At 48.0% G+C, this 20,197-nt stretch carries 16 protein-coding genes; 10 read left to right on the top strand and 6 right to left on the bottom strand.

The window, feature by feature from the left end; all coding sequences use genetic code 11:
- Window positions 1-24: 24 nt before the first annotated feature.
- A complete protein-coding gene (gene asd / locus BTV99_RS11680) occupies window positions 25-861 on the top strand; it encodes an archaetidylserine decarboxylase (protein WP_075102554.1) in 837 nt (278 codons plus the stop codon).
- Window positions 862-1,138: 277 nt separating this feature from the next.
- On the opposite strand, the gene BTV99_RS11675 is transcribed toward asd, so the two are convergent.
- From BTV99_RS11675 to fadB, 4 genes are all read right to left on the bottom strand, one after another.
- A complete protein-coding gene (locus BTV99_RS11675; protein ID WP_075102536.1) occupies window positions 1,139-1,792 on the bottom strand; it encodes an HD family hydrolase in 654 nt (217 codons plus the stop codon).
- Window positions 1,793-1,943: 151 nt separating this feature from the next.
- Window positions 1,944-2,519 carry an isochorismatase family protein gene (locus BTV99_RS11670; RefSeq protein ID WP_075102535.1) on the bottom strand — a complete coding sequence of 192 codons (576 nt, stop codon included), beginning with the start codon at window positions 2,517-2,519 and terminating at the stop codon, window positions 1,944-1,946.
- A 269-nt stretch (window positions 2,520-2,788) separates the two neighbouring features.
- Entirely contained in the window at window positions 2,789-3,961 is a 1,173-nt protein-coding gene (gene fadA / locus BTV99_RS11665) for an acetyl-CoA C-acyltransferase FadA (protein ID WP_075102534.1), read from the bottom strand.
- Between the two features lie 217 nt (window positions 3,962-4,178).
- Window positions 4,179-6,338 (bottom strand): fatty acid oxidation complex subunit alpha FadB, encoded by a 2,160-nt coding sequence (gene fadB / locus BTV99_RS11660; protein ID WP_075102533.1) that lies wholly within the window; start codon window positions 6,336-6,338, stop codon window positions 4,179-4,181.
- A 752-nt stretch (window positions 6,339-7,090) separates the two neighbouring features.
- On the opposite strand from fadB, the gene BTV99_RS11655 reads away from it, so the two are divergent.
- The 3 genes from BTV99_RS11655 to BTV99_RS11645 all read left to right on the top strand — a co-directional run bounded on the left by BTV99_RS11655 (window position 7,091) and on the right by BTV99_RS11645 (window position 9,900).
- The gene (locus BTV99_RS11655) at window positions 7,091-8,152 is read left to right on the top strand and encodes a polyprenyl synthetase family protein (protein WP_372046642.1); all 1,062 of its coding nucleotides are present in this window, start codon (window positions 7,091-7,093) and stop codon (window positions 8,150-8,152) included.
- Window positions 8,153-8,192: 40 nt separating this feature from the next.
- A complete protein-coding gene (locus BTV99_RS11650) occupies window positions 8,193-9,011 on the top strand; it encodes a DUF72 domain-containing protein (protein ID WP_075102532.1) in 819 nt (272 codons plus the stop codon).
- A gap of 82 nt (window positions 9,012-9,093) precedes the next feature.
- A complete protein-coding gene (locus BTV99_RS11645) occupies window positions 9,094-9,900 on the top strand; it encodes an HNH endonuclease (protein ID WP_075102531.1) in 807 nt (268 codons plus the stop codon).
- A 134-nt stretch (window positions 9,901-10,034) separates the two neighbouring features.
- Here the strand turns inward: BTV99_RS11645 and BTV99_RS11640 are convergent, their stop codons facing one another.
- The gene (locus tag BTV99_RS11640; protein ID WP_075102530.1) at window positions 10,035-10,664 is read right to left on the bottom strand and encodes a superoxide dismutase; all 630 of its coding nucleotides are present in this window, start codon (window positions 10,662-10,664) and stop codon (window positions 10,035-10,037) included.
- 505 nt (window positions 10,665-11,169) lie between these two features.
- On the opposite strand from BTV99_RS11640, the gene rdgB reads away from it, so the two are divergent.
- The 6 genes from rdgB (at window position 11,170) to BTV99_RS11610 (ending at window position 18,985) form a co-directional block, all read left to right on the top strand.
- Window positions 11,170-11,841, top strand: a complete 672-nt coding sequence (gene rdgB / locus BTV99_RS11635) for an RdgB/HAM1 family non-canonical purine NTP pyrophosphatase (RefSeq protein ID WP_075102529.1) — start codon at window positions 11,170-11,172, stop codon at window positions 11,839-11,841.
- A gap of 436 nt (window positions 11,842-12,277) precedes the next feature.
- Window positions 12,278-13,615, top strand: coding sequence for a trigger factor (gene tig / locus BTV99_RS11630; protein ID WP_075102528.1), 1,338 nt, complete (start codon window positions 12,278-12,280; stop codon window positions 13,613-13,615).
- Between the two features lie 525 nt (window positions 13,616-14,140).
- Entirely contained in the window at window positions 14,141-14,779 is a 639-nt protein-coding gene (clpP, locus tag BTV99_RS11625; protein ID WP_172953052.1) for an ATP-dependent Clp endopeptidase proteolytic subunit ClpP, read from the top strand.
- 132 nt (window positions 14,780-14,911) lie between these two features.
- Window positions 14,912-16,183: an ATP-dependent protease ATP-binding subunit ClpX gene (clpX, locus tag BTV99_RS11620; RefSeq protein WP_075102527.1), complete on the top strand. Its 1,272-nt coding sequence runs from the start codon at window positions 14,912-14,914 to the stop codon at window positions 16,181-16,183.
- A 329-nt stretch (window positions 16,184-16,512) separates the two neighbouring features.
- A complete protein-coding gene (locus BTV99_RS11615) occupies window positions 16,513-17,526 on the top strand; it encodes an SDR family oxidoreductase (RefSeq protein WP_075102526.1) in 1,014 nt (337 codons plus the stop codon).
- A gap of 514 nt (window positions 17,527-18,040) precedes the next feature.
- On the top strand, window positions 18,041-18,985 hold the full coding sequence (locus tag BTV99_RS11610; RefSeq protein ID WP_075102525.1) for a c-type cytochrome: 945 nt from the start codon (window positions 18,041-18,043) through the stop codon (window positions 18,983-18,985).
- Window positions 18,986-19,084: 99 nt separating this feature from the next.
- Here the strand turns inward: BTV99_RS11610 and BTV99_RS11605 are convergent, their stop codons facing one another.
- On the bottom strand, window positions 19,085-20,176 hold the full coding sequence (locus BTV99_RS11605; protein WP_075102524.1) for a PTS transporter subunit IIC: 1,092 nt from the start codon (window positions 20,174-20,176) through the stop codon (window positions 19,085-19,087).
- Window positions 20,177-20,197 lie beyond the last annotated feature (21 nt).

Raw genomic sequence — 20,197 nt, 5'->3', positions numbered from 1 at the left:
CACCTTTATTTTGGTCGCCATATTATGAATGTATTCACCACCTTGCAGCAGCTTGTCCCGCAACAAAAGCTCAGTAAAGTCGCTGGCCGTTTGGCTGCCAGTCGCCACCCCTATGTCAAGCGCACCTTTATTCGTAGCTTTGCAAAAGCCTATCATATCAGCTTGGATGAGTATGAGCGCCAAAACTTAGGTGCTTATGAGAGCTTTAATGACTTTTTTACTCGCGAGTTAAAAGCAGACGCGCGCCCTATCGACGTCACGCCGCAGGGGGTTGTCAGCCCAGCTGACGGCATCATCTCGCAGCTCGGTCAGATTGACGATCATAAGCTTTTGCAAGCCAAAGGGCGCTACTATGATATCGGCCAACTGCTGGCCGATAGCGAAGATGGACATTATTTTGCCGATGGCAGTTTTGCCACAGTCTATCTGGCACCCAGCAATTATCACCGCGTGCATATGCCGTTTGCTGGTACCTTGACCAAAACCCGCTATGTGCCGGGCACGCTGTTTTCTGTCAACAACACCACGGCTGCCAACATACCTGATTTGTTTGCGCGCAATGAGCGCTTGGTGTGTCTGTTTGATACCGCCTACGGCAAAGCTGCGGTCGTGATGGTCGGTGCGATGATCGTCGCTGGTATCGAGACAGTCGCCACTGGCAAAATCAGCCGTACCGACGATATTCAAGAGGCCGAGCACGACATGAAGCTTGAAAAAGGCGATGAGCTTGGACGTTTTTATTTAGGTTCAACAGCAATAGTCGTGTTGCCAAAAGGCGCAGAAGCCGACTGGCAAGACAGCATGCAAGCCAATAGTGTGGTAAAAATGGGACAGCTATTGGGTATGGCTAACGCTAGATAATCTGTCTGTTTTTTTAAGACAAAACCCAGTCAAGCGCGAATAATCACGCTTGGCCGGGTTTTTTAATGGCTATCTATGTGACCATAGTTGATCAATCTAAAATAAGCACAGTGCTACTGGGATGATTTTGGGCAGCATCGAAGGGTCGCAGCACGCCTATTTTTTTTGGCATCGTGTGCCAGTTTTGCGCCGCTGCCGATAGGTGCCGCGGCCAGCGTTAGCCGTACCAAACTGACCCAAGCTGACCCAAGCTGACCCAAGCGAACGATTTTATTGGTCATGCATCGATTAGCCAGCCTTGCTTGGTCGCATAGTCGATACGCTGTGACAGCCAGTCATGAATAGGCGGAAAGCTGTCTTTGATAAAGGCATGCGCGCCAGCCACCTGCGAGCGCGTCACCCCCAGCTCAATCCACGTCTGCCCGTTGGTATTGAGGTTGAGCAAAAACGGCAATAAGCGATCCACCACCCGTAGCAGCTGCGCTTCTTTGCTATCGCCTGTCTCCTGTGCTTCCCAGACCGCTGCTAAGTTAGCAATGCCATTGCCACGCTCCGCTTGCAAGCGCGCCATGCCTTGACGCTCCTCGATATGCGCCGTATGACGCGTATTGTCGTATAAAAAAGTATCACCAGCATCAATCTCACCCAAATCATGAACCAGCGCCATCTTGAGCAGCTGCTCGTGATTGACGTCTAGCGCAAACAAGTCAGCAATCGACCAACACGCCATCGCCAAATGCCAAGAGTGCTCAGCTGAGTTTTCGCGGCGGGTGGTCTGGGTGACATAGCTGCGCCGATTGACGCGCTTTAGCGCATCTAATTCTAATAAAAAATGCGTCACATCATCGATATCGATATGATCAGCAGGCGCAGTACCCGTTAAGGGGTTGTCATTTGAAGGTGTCGGGTGGATTGAATGGTTGGATGGCATGGCTCTCTCTTAAGCAATCAGCAAATGTAGCGCTCATTTTAGTACAAAACCCGACCCTAGACGCAAAAATAGCGCTGATAGCCTCAAGCGCTATTTTTATATCTGACCCACACACTTGCGGCAGCACAAACAAAGCAATTTGGACAAAAGGCTATTTGATCAAATTGCTGATGGTTTTAAACGCTGGATCTTTACTACTGCGGCACAGCTCAAACAAGATAGACTCAACCGTGCTAATCACTCCACCTGCACGGCGAATACGGCGAATGGCTTGTTTTTTATCATACGGAAATCTCGAACCGACAGCGTCTCCGATGATGACCGGCTGCATACCGTTGTCTAACAAATCAAGCGCCGTTTGCATGACGCATACATGTGCCTCTGCCCCAAACAGTAACACAATACTGCGGTTTTGCTGCGCCAAATGGTGCCATGACTCATCGTTATCACACGCACTAAAGGTCACTTTTTCAAAGCTTTTGGCATTGTTATCTGCAAGCACCTCACGAATTTCAGGCAAGGTATCGCCAAGGCCTTTTTTATACTGCTCGTTGAGCATGATAGGGATATCAAGCGCCTGCAGCCCCTTAATCAGTGTCACGGTTTTTTTGACGATATTTTCGTGATCATAGATATGCGGGGTAAGGCGCTCTTGGACATCGATCAGCATCGCTTGGGTATTTTCGCGAGCGATACGATACGTGCGGTCGGTAATCATGGTAGACATAGTACACTCCTTGTACGACTGACAATGATAGCTATATTATAGTGCTGGCTTATAGGTTTTATTCATTTCATACGCTTGTTCGCTTCACTGTTATTTAGTCATAGATTTGTAGGGGCGTCAATGCAGATAATTTTTATTAACAACTTATGCACACGTTATAAACACGTGTTTGTCATACAATTTTTAGCATGCAACCATAAAAAAAACCCCAATCATAGAGATTGGAGTTTTTGTTAAATAAACCAGACTAACATTGCTCGTTAAAAGTCTTATACACGCTCAATCACAGTGGCGATACCTTGGCCAAGGCCGATACACATGGTTGCAAGGCCAAGCTCGGTGTCAGACTGCTCCATAGCGTTTAGCAAGGTAACCGTGATACGAGCACCTGAACACCCTAGTGGATGACCCAGTGCAATCGCGCCACCATTGATGTTGACGATGTCTTGCTTGTCCGTCAGGTTCAAGGCTTTAAGTACAGATAGACCTTGGGCAGCAAAGGCTTCGTTTAGCTCGATGGTTTGCATGTCATCGACGCTCATGCCAGCGCGCTTTAAGGCTTTGTTGGTCGCAGGTACCGGACCATAACCCATGATAGCCGCATCACAGCCAGCGACAGCCATGCTACGAATACGAGCGCGAGGCTTTAGACCAAGATCTTTGGCTTTTTGCGCGCTCATGACCAACATCGCTGACGCACCGTCAGAGAGTGCAGATGACGTCGCGGCAGTCACTGTACCGCCTTTAGGGTCAAAGGCTGGACGCAGTTTTTGCATTTGCTCCATCGTCGCATCTGGGCGAATCACTTCATCGACGGTACATAGCTGCAGACGGCCATCTGCATCATGGCCTTCGATACCGATGATTTCATTATCAAAGCGGCCTTCAGTGGTCGCAGCCCACGCACGGCGATGTGACTCAAGACCAAAAGCGTCTTGCTCTTCGCGGGTGATGTTGTTCATACGGCCCAGCATTTCAGCGGTTAAGCCCATCATGTTTGAGGCTTTAGCATAGTGTTTAGAGGCTGCTGGGTTGAGATCCACGCCATGCATCATACCAACATGACCCATGTGCTCAACACCGCCGATGATAAAGACATCACCTTGACCGGTCATGATTTGAGCGGCAGCGGTATGTAGCGCCTGCATAGAAGAGCCGCATAAACGGTTGACCGTTTGGCCGCCAGCAGTCTTTGGAATACCAGCCAGCAGGCCGATATTGCGGCCGATGTTTAGACCTTGCTCTAGGGTTTGGTTGACACAGCCCCAGATGATGTCTTCGACATCGTTGGTGTCAAAATCGTTGCGCTCTACCAAAGCACGCACCAATTCTGCTGAGAGATTATCAGCACGAACATGGCGGAACATACCGTTTTTAGATCTTCCCATCGCCGAGCGTACGCCATCTACGATGACCACATCTTTTGGACTTAAAGTTGTCATACTATCTTCCTTTTCAATTTTTATTGTCAGTGTTGTCGATTTAATCAGGCTCTATAGCCATCTATCACGCGATCCGTACATCAGTACGATAACTATCTGAATGCTGTCGCGGCAGGCCAGACCTGATGAAACCGACCAAAACGGTGCGTCTGCTATTTTTTATCACCGATAGCGACGTCAGCAAACGCACCCCACTTATCCTAATACGGTATGCTCGTTACGCTGTGGCGTAAAAAGTCTCGCCAGCGGCTGCCATGTCGCGAATCTTTTGCGGCGCTTCATAGGCTTTGCCAAGGTGCGCGTATTTTTCGCATAGTGCCAAGTAGTTATCGAGACCCATTTGGTCGATATAACGGCAAGGGCCACCGCGGAACGGCGGGAAACCAACGCCCATAATCATCGCCATATCGGCCTCACTTGGCGTGCTGACGATGTTGTCCTCTAGGCAGCGTACGGTCTCATTACAGAAAGCCAGCATGGTGCGGTCAATGATGGTTTGATCATCAAACTCTTTTTTGTCGCTATCTGTCGTGGTTTTAAGTAGCTCGTAAGTGGCGTCATCAGCGACTTTCTTTGGCTTACCGCGCTTGTCGGTTTCGTACTTATAGAAACCGACGCCGTTTTTCTGACCTAAGCGCTCGTTTTCATATAGATGCTCGATCGCCCCTTTATAATCAGGCTTCATGCGGTCAGGGAATCCTTCTGCCATCACTTCTGCGCCATGTACACCCGTGTCTAGACCGACAACGTCGATTAGGTAAGCAGGACCCATCGGCCAGCCAAATTTTTCCATGACTTTATCGACATGGACGAAATCAGCGCCTTCTTTGAGCAGCAAATCAAACGCGCCAAAGTATGGGAAGAGGACACGGTTTACCAAGAAGCCTGGGCAGTCGTTGACCACCACTGGCACCTTGCCCATCTTGGAGGCCAATGCCACAGTGGTCGCGATGGCTTCTTCTGATGACTTCTCACCGCGGATCACTTCTACCAGTGGCATACGGTGTACTGGGTTAAAGAAGTGCATACCGACGAAGTTTTCTGGGCGCTCAAGTGCTTCAGCTAGATAAGTAATAGAGATGGTCGAGGTATTAGATGCCAAAATCGCATCGTCTTTTACTAGACCTTCGACTTCTTTGAGTACCGCACGTTTGACGTTTGGATTTTCGACCACCGCTTCGATAACGATATCAGTCTCAGCAAAGTCACCATAGTTCAGAGTCGGACGGATACGGCTTAGCGTTTCGCCCATTTTGGCTGGGGTCATCTTGCCGCGCTCGACCATTTTGCCAAGTAGCTTGCTGGCCTCGCCCATACCCAAATCCAATTGCTCAGACTTGATGTCTTTCATAATGATTGGCAAGCCTTTACTGGCTGCCTGATACGCGATACCGCCGCCCATGATACCTGCGCCAAGCACGGCCGCTTCATTGATTTCATGTGCTTTTTTGCTGTGTTTTTTGGCCAGTTTTTTGACCAACTGATCGTTTAAGAACAAACCGACCAAGCTCTCAGCCTGCGGGGTTTTTGCCGCTTTGGCAAAACCTGCTGCTTCGACTTCGATTGCTTTATCACGTGGCAGATTGACATGCTTTTCGATCGCTTCGATCGCGATCGCAGGCGCTGGGTACTGCTTCGGATTGGCTTTAGAGAAGATCATGCCTTTGGCACTGTTAAACGCCATCGCTTGCTCAAGCTGGTTTAGCTTTACAGGATTCAGCTTCTCTTCACGCTTGGCTTGCCAGTCAAGCTCACCTGAGATACATTTTTTGACCAGGTCAATCGCGGCGTCTTGCAAATCATCAGCAGAGACGGTCGCATCTACCAAGCCTAGTTTTAAAGCTTCTAGTGGTTTTTTTGGCTTACCTGTAGCGATTAGCTCAAGCGCATTGTCGATACCGATGACACGCGTACTACGCACCGTACCGCCGAAGCCCGGGAAGATACCTAATTGAGTCTCTGGCAGCCCGATGATGGCTTTGTCGCTCATGACGCGATATTCACACACCAAGGTCATCTCACAACCACCGCCAAGCGCTGCGCCATTGATGGCAGCTACTTTTGGAAATGGCAAATCTTCAAAGCGGTTAAAGGTATCATTGATACTCACCACCCAGTCTTTGATCTCGTTTTCTGGGTTTTTAAATGAGCCAACAAACTCTGTGATATCAGCGCCCGCGATAAACACGCCTTTGCTTGAAGTGACAATAAGGCCTTTTACGTCATCGGCTTTTTCTAAAGCACTGACCGCTTCGCCAAACTGCTTGTTGGTCTCGGCATCAAACTTGTTCACGCTCTCATTTTCGGCGTTGTATTGCATGTTGGCGATGCCATCTTCTAGCATTGTCACCGTGATGCGATTTCCTTGGTATACCATTTGAAACTCCTTGCTATATAACGAAAGCTACGTTTTGGATTACAATCAATAGCCAGTTACTGTTAGTAAAATGGGTAATAGCACTGTGCGCCGATGCTGCCACCAAGACAAACATCGTCATGACGACAAACCACTAGCGGGCGCACAGTGAAGATATCTTTGTTATCCAGCGCTCATAGTAATGTACTTATTTTTACGTCGCTTGTACAACATCGTTTGGCGCTTTGTTTATATATTACAGGTATCTACTACGGCTGTCGGTGCTGATTGGGGAGCGCCATCGCATGTAGATGCAGCGATGACGGTTTGGGCAGTCCGGCTCACTCACGCCGGCGACTGCCTTTATCAGCCCATTTCCACGGCAATTAGTGTAGGGGATTATGCCCCTCACTGTCACAAGCTAATACCATACTCACAAGTCACTCTTAAGTCGAGACTCGCCTTTACCTAGTGACTAATGTGCTTTAAGTGACCAGTTGTATACTCAGTGGACAGCCGCCTCATCACAACACATTCAATCACTAAATAAAACGGGCAATACGTAACGAGGGTTGGCTGCAGGGCGTACCGCAGTGCAGATGACATTGCCTCTTGTGTTTTTTAGCATGCTCTTTGACAAAAAACTGCCAAAAATTTGGCGCGGATATTACGCGCTTCATAAGCAGGGCCAGCTATCATGCTACACTATCGCTATTTTTCTTGTCTCTTTTATAAATGGTTGGATTATGACTGTCTCTCCTACTTCTGGCTTTATGTCTTTTTTGCGTATAAATGACGGCGCGCATGATAATACTGATCACCATATCAATAATAAAACCAAGCAATTTCATCAGATTGTGCGCACGCAGATTGCCAAAGATATCGAGGTGTTATTTGCGTATGCCAAGCTGCCAAGCCCGCTGCTGGATGCCTGCCAATATGTGATGACGGGGCAAGGTAAGCTGGTGCGTCCGCTACTGGTCGCCAGCGCCTTCGCCAGCGTGAATGATAATCGCTGGCATGGCGAGGCACAGCCTATCAGCCCAGATACCTCTGAGACCATGACGCAAGGCCGCACGGCAAACCCTCTATTAGAAAGCCTGTTAGAAAACGACTCCGATTATGATATGGCGCGCCGAGCAGCATTGGCCGTCGAGCTATTACATACCTATTCATTGGTGCATGATGACTTGCCCTGTATGGACGATGATGCGCTGCGTCGTGGTCAGCCAACCGCACATATTGTCTTTACCGAGGCAACTGCCCTACTGGCAGGGGACGTGCTCCAAACCCTCGCCTTTGAGGTACTGACCGCAGAGCTGCCGACTTTTGCGCCATTTGATGCCGCGATTGCCAGTCAGCTGCTCGCGGTATTTGCGCCGCGCGCTCGCCGTATGGTCTCAGGGCAAACGCTGGATCTCAATGCCGAAGCCAACCCCGACATTACCCAAAGCCAATTAGAAGCCGTCCACCGTGATAAAACCGGCGCGCTCATCGAAGCGGCGATGCTGATGGGCGGGATTTGTGCTGGCGCGACCGCGCAAGCGCGCATGGCGCTACAAGAATGCGCCCAGCATATTGGTCTGGCTTTTCAAGTCCAAGACGATATCTTGGATGTCACCACCAGCACCGACACCCTTGGTAAACCTGCTGGCAGCGATGAAAAACTGGATAAATCCACTTATGTCAAACTGATGGGGGTTGAGCAGGCGACCAGCTATGCGCAGTCGCTGTTTAATGACGGACGCGCCGCTATCTTGCGTGAGTTGAGCGGTAATAAGGACACCAACGCCTTATTGGCACTCATCGAATGGCTATGGTCACGTAAAAAATAAGCGTAGCAATAAACATTAAAAACGATAAAGGGTGGTCAACATGGACGGTACCCCGACACCGCGTATCTATCTTGGCACCGGCGGCTATAGCGATACCGACTTGCTTGGTACGCTGTACCCAGCCGGCACCAAAAAGACAGACTTTTTGCGCGAATATGCTCGTCAATACGGCGCGGTCGAGATCAATAGCACCTTTTACGCGCCCATCGGCCAAAAAGCCTTTGCTGGTATGATCGATAAAGCCTACGTACAAGCCGATAGCGAGTTGAAGTTTGCGGTAAAACTGCATCAAGACTTTACCCATGCGCGCAAAGGCACAAGCGAGCACGCACAAGCGTTTTTAAACGCCCTATCCCCACTCATCGAAGCCGATGCGCTCGCGCCTCTACTATTGCAATTCCCCCACGGCTTTGATCGTACTCGCGAGCATCGGCTGTATTTGGCCAATCTGGTCAGTTGGTTTAAAGACTATCCGTTAGCGGTTGAGTTTCGTCATAATGGCTGGCACACCCCGCAAGTGGTCGATAGCTTTATCAAACAAGGTCTGATCTGGGGTAGCGTCGATTATCCTAAAGTCAGCGGCCTACCGCCCTCGCGCTTGATATTTACCGAGCGTACTGGTTATCTGCGTATGCATGGTAATAATTTAAACTGGTGGGATGCGATGAGCGCCGCTGATCGTCATGATTATCGCTACTCTGAGGCTGAGATGCAGGACTGGGCGCAAGCCATTGCCAATCAACGCCAGCACTTTGATACCCTTTATATCTTCTTTCAAAACACCGTCAAGGCGCATGCTTATTATAATATTGCGATATTGAGAGAGGCGTTGGGTAGGTTTGGGTTTGAGGTGATCTAACAGAGTTTATGGACCTAATTAAAAACCAACCTCTTTTTATAGCACTCATACTATTGCTAATTTTGAAACATAAGGACATAGCGTGTATACAATAATAACTGAAAATGACGAATCGGCTTGGGCCGATGAAACTGGTGTTCTTTATCATTTCCCGAAAAGATACCAAAAGTACCTCAAACCAGGTACGAAAGTCATTTATTACAAAGGAACATTGAAGAACAAAAAATTTTCTAATAAAAGGTTGTCTGACGCGCCACACTATTTCGCTATTGCTAAAATCGGTAAAACCTACCCCGACAAAGAAAGTAGTAAAAATGATTTTTTTGCCACTATTACTGATTTCATACCCTTTAAAGAAGCTGTTTTAGCAAAATATGAGTCCAAATACTTAGAAACAATCCCTGATTCGAGAAAATCCAATTATTGGCGCGATGGAGTAAGAGCTATCGATGAGGATACTTATCAGCTGATTATCTCTAAAAGCAGGATCAATAAGGTTTCAGAGCAAAAAACAGCTTATATCTCAGATAAAAATGCAGAACATTATCAAGATTCGCTTGAATCTTTCAGTGAAGGTAAAGCATCAAAACGCTATGTAACTACATACGAAAGAAATCCTAAATATAGAAAACAAGCAATTGCTATTCACGGTGACTCTTGTACTGCTTGCGGATTTAACTTTGGAGAGTTTTATGGAGAATATGCAGAAGGCTTTATTCATATTCATCATATAGTTCCTGTTTCAGAATTTGAAACACCTAAAGAGATAGACCCAGAAACCGACTTAATTCCTTTATGCGCAAACTGTCATTGTGTCGTTCATAGAAAGAAAGACAAGACATTATCAATCCATGAAATAAGAACGTTAATAGCTGACAACTCTAAGTAAAAGATATAAATAGTCATTGTAAAGTGAAGCTGTATTAACAGCAGCAGAACATAAAAGAGCAGCCAAAAAAAAGGACGCCTCTCAGCGTCCTCTTTTTTAATTATAAAGTAATTCAAATACTTAGTGACTACAGATTATTTCTCAACACCCGCATCTTGACCTTTATATTTCGCATTTGCGTAGTCCCAGTTCACAAGTTTGTCTAGGAACGTATCTACATAGTCAGGACGACGGTTACGATAATCGATGTAGTAAGCGTGCTCCCATACGTCACAAGTCAATACCGCGACTTGACCGTGTGCCAATGGGTTATCAGCGTTACCAGTCTTCGCGATTGATAGTTTACCGCCGACTTTATCAGCGACAAGCCAAGCCCAACCAGAACCAAACTGTGAGGTTGCTGCGTTTTTGAACTCTTCGCGGAACTTGTCATAACTACCAAAATCTTCTTCGATTTTCGCTTTGAGATCACCAGTCGGTTCGCCGCCGCCGTTTTCTGGGGTCATGCAGTTCCAGTAAAACGTGTGGTTCCATACTTGCGCGGCTTGGTTAAACATGGTTTGCTTGCTGTCATCTTTTGCCGTGGCTTCGATGATCTCTGGCAATGTTTTGTCTTCTAGACCAGAGCCTGGTAGCAAATCGTTTAGTTTATTGACATACGCGGCATGGTGCTTGTCATGATGGTATTCTAGTGTTTCGGCACTGATATGTGGCTCTAGCGCGTCTTTTGCATAAGGTAGATCTGGTAGAGTAATGTTTGACATAATTATTTTATCCTTGCTTATTTGCCGCTCCTATCTCACCTGCCTCAAAGAGGCAAGCAACATACCGAGCTAAATTGGCTGAGTTTATTGTTTGAGATGAATTTTATCGCTTAATACTTTTGTCGTTTAATACATGATATTTTTACTCACGATATCACGTATTGTCACGAATCCAAAAGTAACATTAGTGTTATTTTTTGCCCGAAAGCCAAGTCTTTGACTTTGCGGGCGTTTATTAACTTAATATTTACAAGCTATAAGATATCATTCACTGAATCTTGGCACCTATTATAGCAACAGTACGCAGCAATATCAGTTACTAAATGTTATGGACGATACAACCTGTATAGCAATTGGTTATTTATCGAGCCACGCTATCGGGTTGTTTGGGCTTAACCGGTATAATAAATGGGCGGATGCGAACCACTATGCATACCTACTCTATTTAGCCTAACTCATTTACTGGTAACGTCTTTTTTGTCCCTCGACTTGATGGAATGATTTTATGAGCACTACCACAGTCCGGCTATCTGGTCACCCCGTACCATCGCAAAATGAGGCAACCGCTGCCAGCCAGTGGGTACTCGCCAGTAATAACAAAGGCAAGCTTGCTGAGTTTAAACGTCTATTTGCGGCGGCAGATTTGGATGTGACGATCGTCCCACAAGGCCAGCTCGGTATCGATGATGCCATCGAGGATGGGTTGAGCTTTGTAGAAAACGCCATCATCAAGGCGCGGCATGCCAGCCGAGCCAGCAACCTGCCTGCCATTGCAGATGACTCAGGATTATGCGTGCCCGTATTGGGCAATGCGCCTGGCATCTATTCGGCGCGCTACGCAGGCGAGCATGGCAATGATGCTAAAAACAACGCCAAGCTCATCGCTGATTTGCAGCCTATTCGCGCCGCCACGCCAGATACGCCTATCAAAGGTATGTTTGTTTGTGTGCTGGTGATGGTACGCCATGCCGATGACCCGCTGCCGATTATCGCCCAAGGTCTGTGGCATGGTGAGATCTTGCAGGCAGCGCAAGGCGACGGCGGCTTTGGTTACGACCCCCTGTTTTGGCTGCCCAAGCTACAAACGACGGCCGCCAGCCTGAGCGCCGCTGACAAAAACAACATCAGTCACCGCGGCCAAGCCATTCGGCAGTTATTGGCGCAGCTAGCGCTATGACAGTTGACGCGCTCTAAAACAGCGTTAGCGCTACTGATGCATGTCATCAAACATGAGGTAAATAGAGAACGCTTTATAGGCAAACAGATAATTTTTACTTTAATAAACAGATAGATTATACTGTTCTACTTTTAAAATTTTGTTGAAGGCCGTTATTTGCCTGTATAATTCAGCAAAAAGCGTTATTATGCGCGGCATAAACGGTTTATTATTGATATTTGATAGCGTGTACTCAAACGCTGCCTGACGGCGCTTGGCCTTATGGCATTGGCGCAGTTAGGTTATAGGGACGCCTGAGGCGATTGCTTAAAGGCCAGCTGAGCGACTGCGCGCTATCACTATCCCCTATTTATTCCAACGGCAATCAGCAGCACACGCCCGTATTTTGAGGTGCGATTGTCTATCATTATTATTTAACCCTAAAGGTGTAATTAACATGGCTACAGATTTGCAAGTCACAACCAACAAGCTATCTAATAAAGAGACTCAGCTGACGGTTAAAGTCCCCGTAGAAAAAATCCAAAACAAAGTAGAAGGCCGCATCAGCCAAGTGGCGAAAACCGCCAAAATCGACGGTTTCCGCAAAGGCAAAGTGCCAATGTCGCACATCCGCTCACAGTACGGTGCTGGCATCCAGCAAGAAGTGATCAACGATGTGATCCGTGATACGGTCTTTGAAGCGATCAAAGCTGAAGACATCCGCGCCGTTGGCATGCCAAACATCGACGACGTCAAACTAGAAGACGACTTTTTGGTGTATCAAGCCACTGTTGAGATCTTCCCAGAAATCGACGTACAAGGTATCGATGAAATCGAAGTTGAGCGTCACACGGCGACCGTCAGTGACGAAGACGTCGACACCATGATCGAAAACTTGCAAAAGCAGCGTCAAGAGTATGTTGAAAAGAAAGGCAAAGCAGCCAAAGACAACCAAGTGACCTTTGACTTTGAAGGCTCTATCGACGGCGAAAAATTCGAAGGCGGCTCAGCGGAAGACTTCAAATTGGTCATCGGTAGCAACCAGATGATTCCTGGCTTTGAAGCGGGTATCAAAGGCATGAAAGCTGGCGAAGAAAAAGTCATCGATGTGACCTTCCCAGAAGATTACCAAGCAGAAAACCTAGCCGGTAAAGAAGCACAGTTCAAAATCAATGTAAAATTGGTGGAAAGAGCCAAGCTACCTGAAATCGACGACGAGTTCCTAGAGCTATTTGGCGTGACCGAAGGCGGCGTTGAGAAGCTAAAAGAAGACGTACGCAAAAACATGGAACGCGAAATCAAAAACGCTGCGCGTAGCCAAGTCAAGCAAGCGACGTTTGATGCATTGCTAGAAAAGAACGAGTTTGACGTACCAAACGCCATGCTAGAGCAAGAAATCGAGCGTCAGCGCAACATGATGATGCAGCGTTTTTCTCAGCAGTTCGGTGCCAGCGCTGACAGCTTTGACAAAGACATGCTGCCAAATGAGCTGTTTGAAGAGCAAGCGCTACGTGCTGCCCGTCTTGGCATCATCGTCGCTCGCGTCATCGACACCAAAGGCCTAGAAGTCGACCAAGAGCGTGTCGAAAACTTCATCAAAGAAGCGGCAGAAAACTACGAAGACCCAAGCGAAGTCATCGAGTACTATACCAATGACAAGCAGCAACGCGCCAACATCGAGTCTGTGGTACTAGAAGACCAAGTGGTCGACTATTTGATTAGCCAAGGTAAAGTAACTGACAAAGAAGTCAGCTATCAAGACTTGCTCGCCGCTCAGCAGCAGCAAGCGATGTAATGTTGCTCAGTCGTCCAGCCAGACCATTACTATCATCGCTAAGTACGGATGACCATTGGTGACGACGGCTAAGGTAATACAAAGATGCCCTAACCATTGTGTTAGGGCATTTTTCTTGGTAGATAGTTATTGATGGATAGAGTACTGGCGCGTACGCCCACACTGACTGGCTTTTTATCGAGTGTTTTTCATCATCGTTTATGACCAACCCCTTGATAAATGGTTGCAGACGCCTTATTAATAGACAGTCATTTATCAATTTTCACATTAAAAAGTTACTATTACCTCAATAAAAAAGTTACCATTAGCTCAATTATTTTTTAGCGACACCTAGATGGTTTTATAGCAATAGCTTTTTGGCATCTGGCTCGTATTAGGTATAAACGGCCGTATTTACAATGATAAGCCGTCAGCAAAGCTTGGCCACTCGCTACCCTCAAACCCTTTATTTTATGGACTTATACATAGGACATCTTTATGACAGATTATGATCGCATCACCGCCAACCCGCATTTTGATATGTTGATGAGTGCGCACAACGACGTACAAAACATCCAAAGCGCTCCGCAATCTGCCTTAGTACCCATGGTGGTCGAGCAGTCTTCACGCGGTGAGCGCTCGTTTGATATTTTCTCGCGCTTGCTGCGTGAGCGTGTGATCTTTTTGACCGGTCAAGTCGAAGACCACATGGCCAATCTTATCGTTGCTCAGTTGCTATTTTTGGAAGCAGAAAACCCAGACAAAGACATTCATTTATACATCAACTCACCAGGCGGCTCAGTCAGTGCCGGTTTGGCAATTTTTGATACCATGAACTTTATCCAGCCTGAAGTATCGACCATCTGTATGGGCGGCGCGTATAGCATGGGTTCATTCCTATTGGCAGCAGGCCAAAAAGGCAAGCGTTACTCACTTGCCAATGCGCGCGTGATGATTCACCAGCCATCAGGCGGCGCGCAAGGTCAAGCGACCGATATCGAGATTAATGCCCGTGAAATCCTCAAAATCCGTGATCGCCTAAACCGCATTTTGGCTGAGCGCACCGGCCAGCCGCTTGAGAAAATCGAAAAAGACGTCGAACGTGACTTTTGGCTAGATGCGCAAGAAGCCAAAGAGTACGGTCTGGTCGATGAAGTACTAGAGCGTCGTCCGACTTCGTTGTAGGCTTTGGGCGCCGCGCCATCATCGCGATATCCGCAGCCATTTTGTTACATTTTATGCCTGAGCACTTGCTGTTTGGGCATTGATGGACATACTCAGAATACTTATAAGCTTTAAATTTTAGGAGCGCCTTTTATGGCAGAAGATAACACCCCACAGTGCTCATTTTGTGGCAAAGCCAAAAGTGACGTACAACAGCTCATTGCCTCTGACGACGCCAATATCTGTAATGAGTGCATCGAGCTATGTACCGACTTAATCGCAGACAGCGCCGAGCAGAGCGACGATAGCGATCTTGACACCTCGTGGGTCAATAAAAAACTACCAACGCCAAAAGAGATACGCGCCAAGCTTGATGAGTATGTCATCGGGCAGGACGCGGCCAAAAAAGCCTTGGCGGTGGCGGTTTATAACCATTATAAACGCCTAAAAGTCAGCCAGACTTTGGCCAATGACAACAAAACAGCCAAGATTGGCGCTGATGATGCCATGGTTGAATTGGCAAAAAGCAATATCTTGCTGATTGGCCCGACCGGCTCTGGTAAGACACTGCTCGCGCAAACCTTAGCGCGCCTGCTCGACGTGCCTTTTGCCATGGCCGACGCCACCACCTTGACCGAAGCAGGCTACGTCGGTGAAGATGTCGAGAACATCGTGCAAAAACTACTGCAAGCGGCTGACTATGATGTGAGCAAAGCTGAGCAAGGTATCATTTATATCGATGAGATTGATAAAATCAGCAAAAAAGGCGACAACCCGTCTATCACGCGCGATGTATCGGGCGAAGGCGTACAGCAAGCCCTACTCAAGCTAATCGAAGGCACAGTTGCTGCTATCCCGCCTCATGGTGGCCGTAAGCATCCACAGCAAGAGCTGATCCAAGTCGATACCAGCAACATCCTCATCATCGTTGGTGGTGCATTCGCTGGCCTCGACCAAGTGATTCAGCAACGTACCGAAAAAGGCGGTATCGGTTTCAATGCGGATGTCAGCTCAAAAGACGACAGCCGCCGTAGCTCAGATTTGCTTCAGCAAGTCGAGCCTGAGGATTTGATTAAGTTTGGTTTGATTCCTGAGCTGATCGGTCGTCTGCCGGTACTGGCCGCGCTCGAAGAGCTGGATGAAGAAGCGCTGGTGCAAATCTTGACCGAGCCAAAAAACGCGCTGGTCAAACAGTACAAGTATTTGTTTGATATGGAAGGCGCTGAGATTGAGTTTACCAAAGAAGCCCTCGATGCCATCGCCAAAAAAGCCATGGAGCGCAAAACAGGCGCGCGTGGTCTGCGCTCTATCGTAGAAAACGCCTTGCTAGAAACCATGTATGAGCTACCATCGATGAAAAACGCCAAAACCGTGATGGTCGATGAGTCAGTCATCAATGAAGGCAAAACGCCTAAAATCGCTTAATCTGAGCATGACCAAAGATAGCAGGACAAATGGTAGGCTATCTTGACAATAACCCTAAAAAAGCGTCTGGCAGCAATGCTCAGGCGCTTTTTTGTGTCGGCTCGTCTGTATGCATAAATATATATGCCCAAGCGCACAAAAGGCGTATAAAAAACCCATAAGAAACCCATAAAAAATGACAGCGGCGTTTATCAAACCTTGTCAGGGAGACGCATAAATCATGCTAAGGTAGATTATCCTTCTAAGCCCGTATCTTTGGTAGCGATAGCGCGCCTGCGACATGAGGTTTAGATACCCACCAGAATGATGATGACAAAGGATTGTTTATTATGCTCAACCACATGGCCACTATGGCAAGCTCACTACGCTGCCACCTTCCTATCGCCTCTCAAAAAAATCACGACATCGCGCCATACTATCGCGATCATGTCGCTGCTATCACGGGCGCAGGCTCTGGTATGGGCCGTGAGCTTGCCATTCATTTGGCAAAAATGGGCTGTCACCTTGCCCTATCTGATATCAATCCTGAGCAGCTGGCGCAGACCAAAGCGCTGCTCATCGGCTACGATATCGACGCTTGCACCACAGTACTTGATGTCTCAGACCAAAAAGCCGTCGCAGCTTGGGCAGAGGCGGTGATGAATGAGCACGGCAAAGTCAATTTTATCTTTAACAATGCAGGCGTGGCGCTGTATTCTACCGTAGAAGGCAGTAGTATCAGCGAGCTTGAATGGGTGATGGATATTAATTTTTGGGGCGTGGTCTATGGCACCAAGGCGTTTCTGCCTTTGATTAAAAATAGTGTCAAAGCCACTGAAACGGACAATAGCAATCACACAGACAAAAACGCCCGACAGTTTTCTGAGCATGGTCATATCGTCAATATCTCCAGTCTCTTTGGACTGACCGCCCAGCCCTCACAATCTGCCTATAATGCCAGCAAGTTTGCAGTGCGCGGCTTTACCGAAAGCTTGCGCCAAGAGCTCGATATCCAGCGCTGCGGCGTATCAGCGACCTGTATCCATCCAGGTGGTATCAAAACCAACATCGCCAATAGTGCACGCGGTAATGACAGCATCAACGACATCGGCATGCGTACTGGCCCCAAAGCCATCAGAAGTTTTAATAAGTTTTTGAAGTTCGATGCCAGTGAGGCCGCTTGGCTCATTCTGCAGGCGGTAGCGACCAACCAGCGCCGCTGCCTGATTGGCAACGATGCCAAAATGATCGATGCCGTACAGCGCGTCTTTCCCTCAGCATATAGCCAGATACTAAACGACGCCAACAAACTCTCACGTAAGCTCAAACCGAGACGTGCCAAAAAACCCAATCATGGCAGATAACTTTTTCTTGTTCTATCTGGAGTCGCCTCACTATAAAACAGACACAGTACGACTGAGGGCAGTTTTGCATCGCTTCTGTCGGCGTAGGCGCAGCAAGCCAAATTGACACTCATCGCACATGAGACAGTTACCTACTGATTGTACTTAGAATTGACACAAAAAGGCGCTTAACCCATGTGTGGTTAAGCGCCTTTTTTCGGTTTGTCGCTATCGATAGCATTGCGTTTATGATTGGCGATTTTGACCTTATTTGCGAGTAGACGCTTGCGCATAATCTGTGACACTTTACGTATTTATATACTTTAACACGTTATATTTGCTACAATTATGTTTCTAGCAACTTACTGCTTATTATCTATTTATATTGTTATTTACCAGCTAAATATTCGGCTTGATTTTTTATTGATGCAGCACTTATTCCAGACATAGATTAGGCACAGTTCTATCATCATAACGGTTAAATTACCATATAAATATATATTCAGATATTATCTTTTATAATAAGGATATTCCAGTGAAAAAATTTCTAGCAATACCGTCGCCTTTTTTGTTGGCGACTATCGTGGCTGTCGGTGCCACTGGCATCACGGCCTGTAGCGACTCAGAGACCAAGGCCGTGGACCGTGTCGAAGAAGCAGAAGCCCTCGCCCGCGTCAAATCGCTTGAAGCACGCGCCGCTGAGATTAAAAACGACATGGCTGCAAACCCCGGTGCCAAACTAAACATCAGCATGCCAGATGAGTCGACCATCCCTGATAATGAGTATGGCGCCGCTGTCCGCCGAGGGTTGGAGCTTGCCAATCACACGTACCGAGAGCTGCCAAATAACGTCGGCAACAAGCTCAACTGTACCAGCTGTCACTTAGCCAATGGCTCAGAAGCCTATGCCGCACCGTGGAATGGCCTACCGGGTATCTTTCCGATTTACCGCTCGCGTGATGCTCGCGTCAACTCGTTACAAGAACGGGTCAATGGCTGCTTTCAGCGTTCGATGAACGGCACGCCACTGGATCTAGATTCAGAGGAGATGAATGCCTTTATCTCTTATATGACATGGCTATCACAAGATATGCCAATAGGGGTATCGCCAGAAGGCCGTGGGTTTGTCAAGGTCGACAACACGCTGACCCCAGACCCCGTCAAAGGCAAGGAGATATTTGCCAATACCTGTAGCACTTGTCATGGTGACAATGGTGAAGGTCAATACAATGACGACGGCACCTATGTATATCCTGCCGTCGCTGGTGAAAATTCATTCAACGACGGCGCAGGTATGGCGCGTACCTATAAGGCAGCAGCTTTTGTCAAAGGTAAAATGCCGTTTGGTCAAGGCAATACCCTAACCGATCAAGAAGCCATCGATGTGGCCAGCTACTTCACCCACTTGCCGCGCCCAGTCAAAGCCAACAAAGACAAAGATTGGCCAAAAGGCGGCGCGCCTGTTGATGTACGCCGTTAGTAAAGGCCAGTGGTTTAGATAATAAAAGCACTCAGATAAAAAGCCCAGCTATAAATAAACTGGGCTTTTTTGCGGTATGCATAACCATCATAGTAATACTTAAGGTAGCTTCATATCACCTTCTACCAGCCAGCCCATACGCCGCATCACATAAGCGACAACACCGGCAATCACGGCTGGTAGCACAAACATCAATAACACAATCGCCGTCCATAGCTGTGCGGTGCTCATCAGTCCTTGCGAGGCCTCGATGACGCCAAACACCCCGACCAACCCCGCCGTACCCATGCCAGCGCCAGTTGCGGTACATGCCAGCCCAAAGCCGACGGTCGCAATAGGGCCGACGATGGCACTCGCGATGACCGCAGGCAATAGCACTAGTGGTTTTTTTAGTACATTGGGAATCTGTAGCATACTGGTGCCAAGCCCCTGAGAGATCACCCCACTGACACCGTTGTCCTTAAAGCTCGCTACTGCAAAGCCGATCATGTGCGCCGCGCAGCCCACCACCGCCGCACCGCCTGCCAGCCCGCCAAGCCCGATAGCAATGCATATAGCCGCGCTGGAGGTGGGAAGTGTCAGCAAAATCCCCACCACCACAGCAATCACAATCCCCATCAATAAAGGCTGCAGCTCAGTGGCTGCTTGGATACCTTGTCCAATAGCGCTGACGGCAGCGACGATGGGCGGATTAAGAAGGGCACAAACCAGCAACGCCACACTACATACCACCAATGGCACCAATAAGATATCGAGTTTGGTTTTACCTGCGATCCATGTACCAGCGCGATACGCAAATACCGATGCCAAATACGCGCCAATCGGATTGCCGGGTATGGCGACAAAAGTCGCAGGAGCACCTACCTGAGCGGTAAATAGCGTCCCTGCCATTAGCGCCTCGGAGTGGGCACCGAGCATACCAGCGACCAAGCAGCTGAGCATCACCAGCGTCGGTGCTTTTAGATAGTACGCAATACCCACGCCGATACCCGCCCCCATCATGACTGAAGCCAGCTTGCCGACAGCCACCAGTGCTGGCAAATTTAACCAACCACCGATTTGCGAGATAATAAGACCAGCTATCAAGGTGACAAACAAGCCCAACGCCATGCCAGTAAAAGCATCAATAAAATACTTTTGAAAAAAAGCCTTAATGACACCGTGGGGTGCTACTGCGTGCGATACAGTCATAGCCATGCTCTTTGTAAGTTT

Source organism: Psychrobacter sp. Rd 27.2 (genome assembly GCF_001921755.1).
Taxonomy (GTDB): Bacteria; Pseudomonadota; Gammaproteobacteria; order Pseudomonadales; family Moraxellaceae; genus Psychrobacter; species Psychrobacter celer.
This window is presented reverse-complemented; position numbering and strand designations above follow the sequence as displayed.

Bases quoted from the DNA above. Each gene is read 5' to 3' on its own strand.
- asd (WP_075102554.1), top strand. From the start codon at position 25: ATGAATGTATTCACCACCTTGCAGCAGCTTGTCCCGCAACAAAAGCTC.
- BTV99_RS11675 (WP_075102536.1), bottom strand. From the start codon at position 1,792: ATGCCATCCAACCATTCAATCCACCCGACACCTTCAAATGACAACCCC.
- BTV99_RS11670 (WP_075102535.1), bottom strand. From the start codon at position 2,519: ATGTCTACCATGATTACCGACCGCACGTATCGTATCGCTCGCGAAAAT.
- fadA (WP_075102534.1), bottom strand. From the start codon at position 3,961: ATGACAACTTTAAGTCCAAAAGATGTGGTCATCGTAGATGGCGTACGC.
- fadB (WP_075102533.1), bottom strand. From the start codon at position 6,338: ATGGTATACCAAGGAAATCGCATCACGGTGACAATGCTAGAAGATGGC.
- BTV99_RS11655 (WP_372046642.1), top strand. From the start codon at position 7,091: ATGTCTTTTTTGCGTATAAATGACGGCGCGCATGATAATACTGATCAC.
- BTV99_RS11650 (WP_075102532.1), top strand. From the start codon at position 8,193: ATGGACGGTACCCCGACACCGCGTATCTATCTTGGCACCGGCGGCTAT.
- BTV99_RS11640 (WP_075102530.1), bottom strand. From the start codon at position 10,664: ATGTCAAACATTACTCTACCAGATCTACCTTATGCAAAAGACGCGCTA.
- rdgB (WP_075102529.1), top strand. From the start codon at position 11,170: ATGAGCACTACCACAGTCCGGCTATCTGGTCACCCCGTACCATCGCAA.
- tig (WP_075102528.1), top strand. From the start codon at position 12,278: ATGGCTACAGATTTGCAAGTCACAACCAACAAGCTATCTAATAAAGAG.
- clpP (WP_172953052.1), top strand. From the start codon at position 14,141: ATGAGTGCGCACAACGACGTACAAAACATCCAAAGCGCTCCGCAATCT.
- clpX (WP_075102527.1), top strand. From the start codon at position 14,912: ATGGCAGAAGATAACACCCCACAGTGCTCATTTTGTGGCAAAGCCAAA.
- BTV99_RS11615 (WP_075102526.1), top strand. From the start codon at position 16,513: ATGCTCAACCACATGGCCACTATGGCAAGCTCACTACGCTGCCACCTT.
- BTV99_RS11605 (WP_075102524.1), bottom strand. From the start codon at position 20,176: ATGACTGTATCGCACGCAGTAGCACCCCACGGTGTCATTAAGGCTTTT.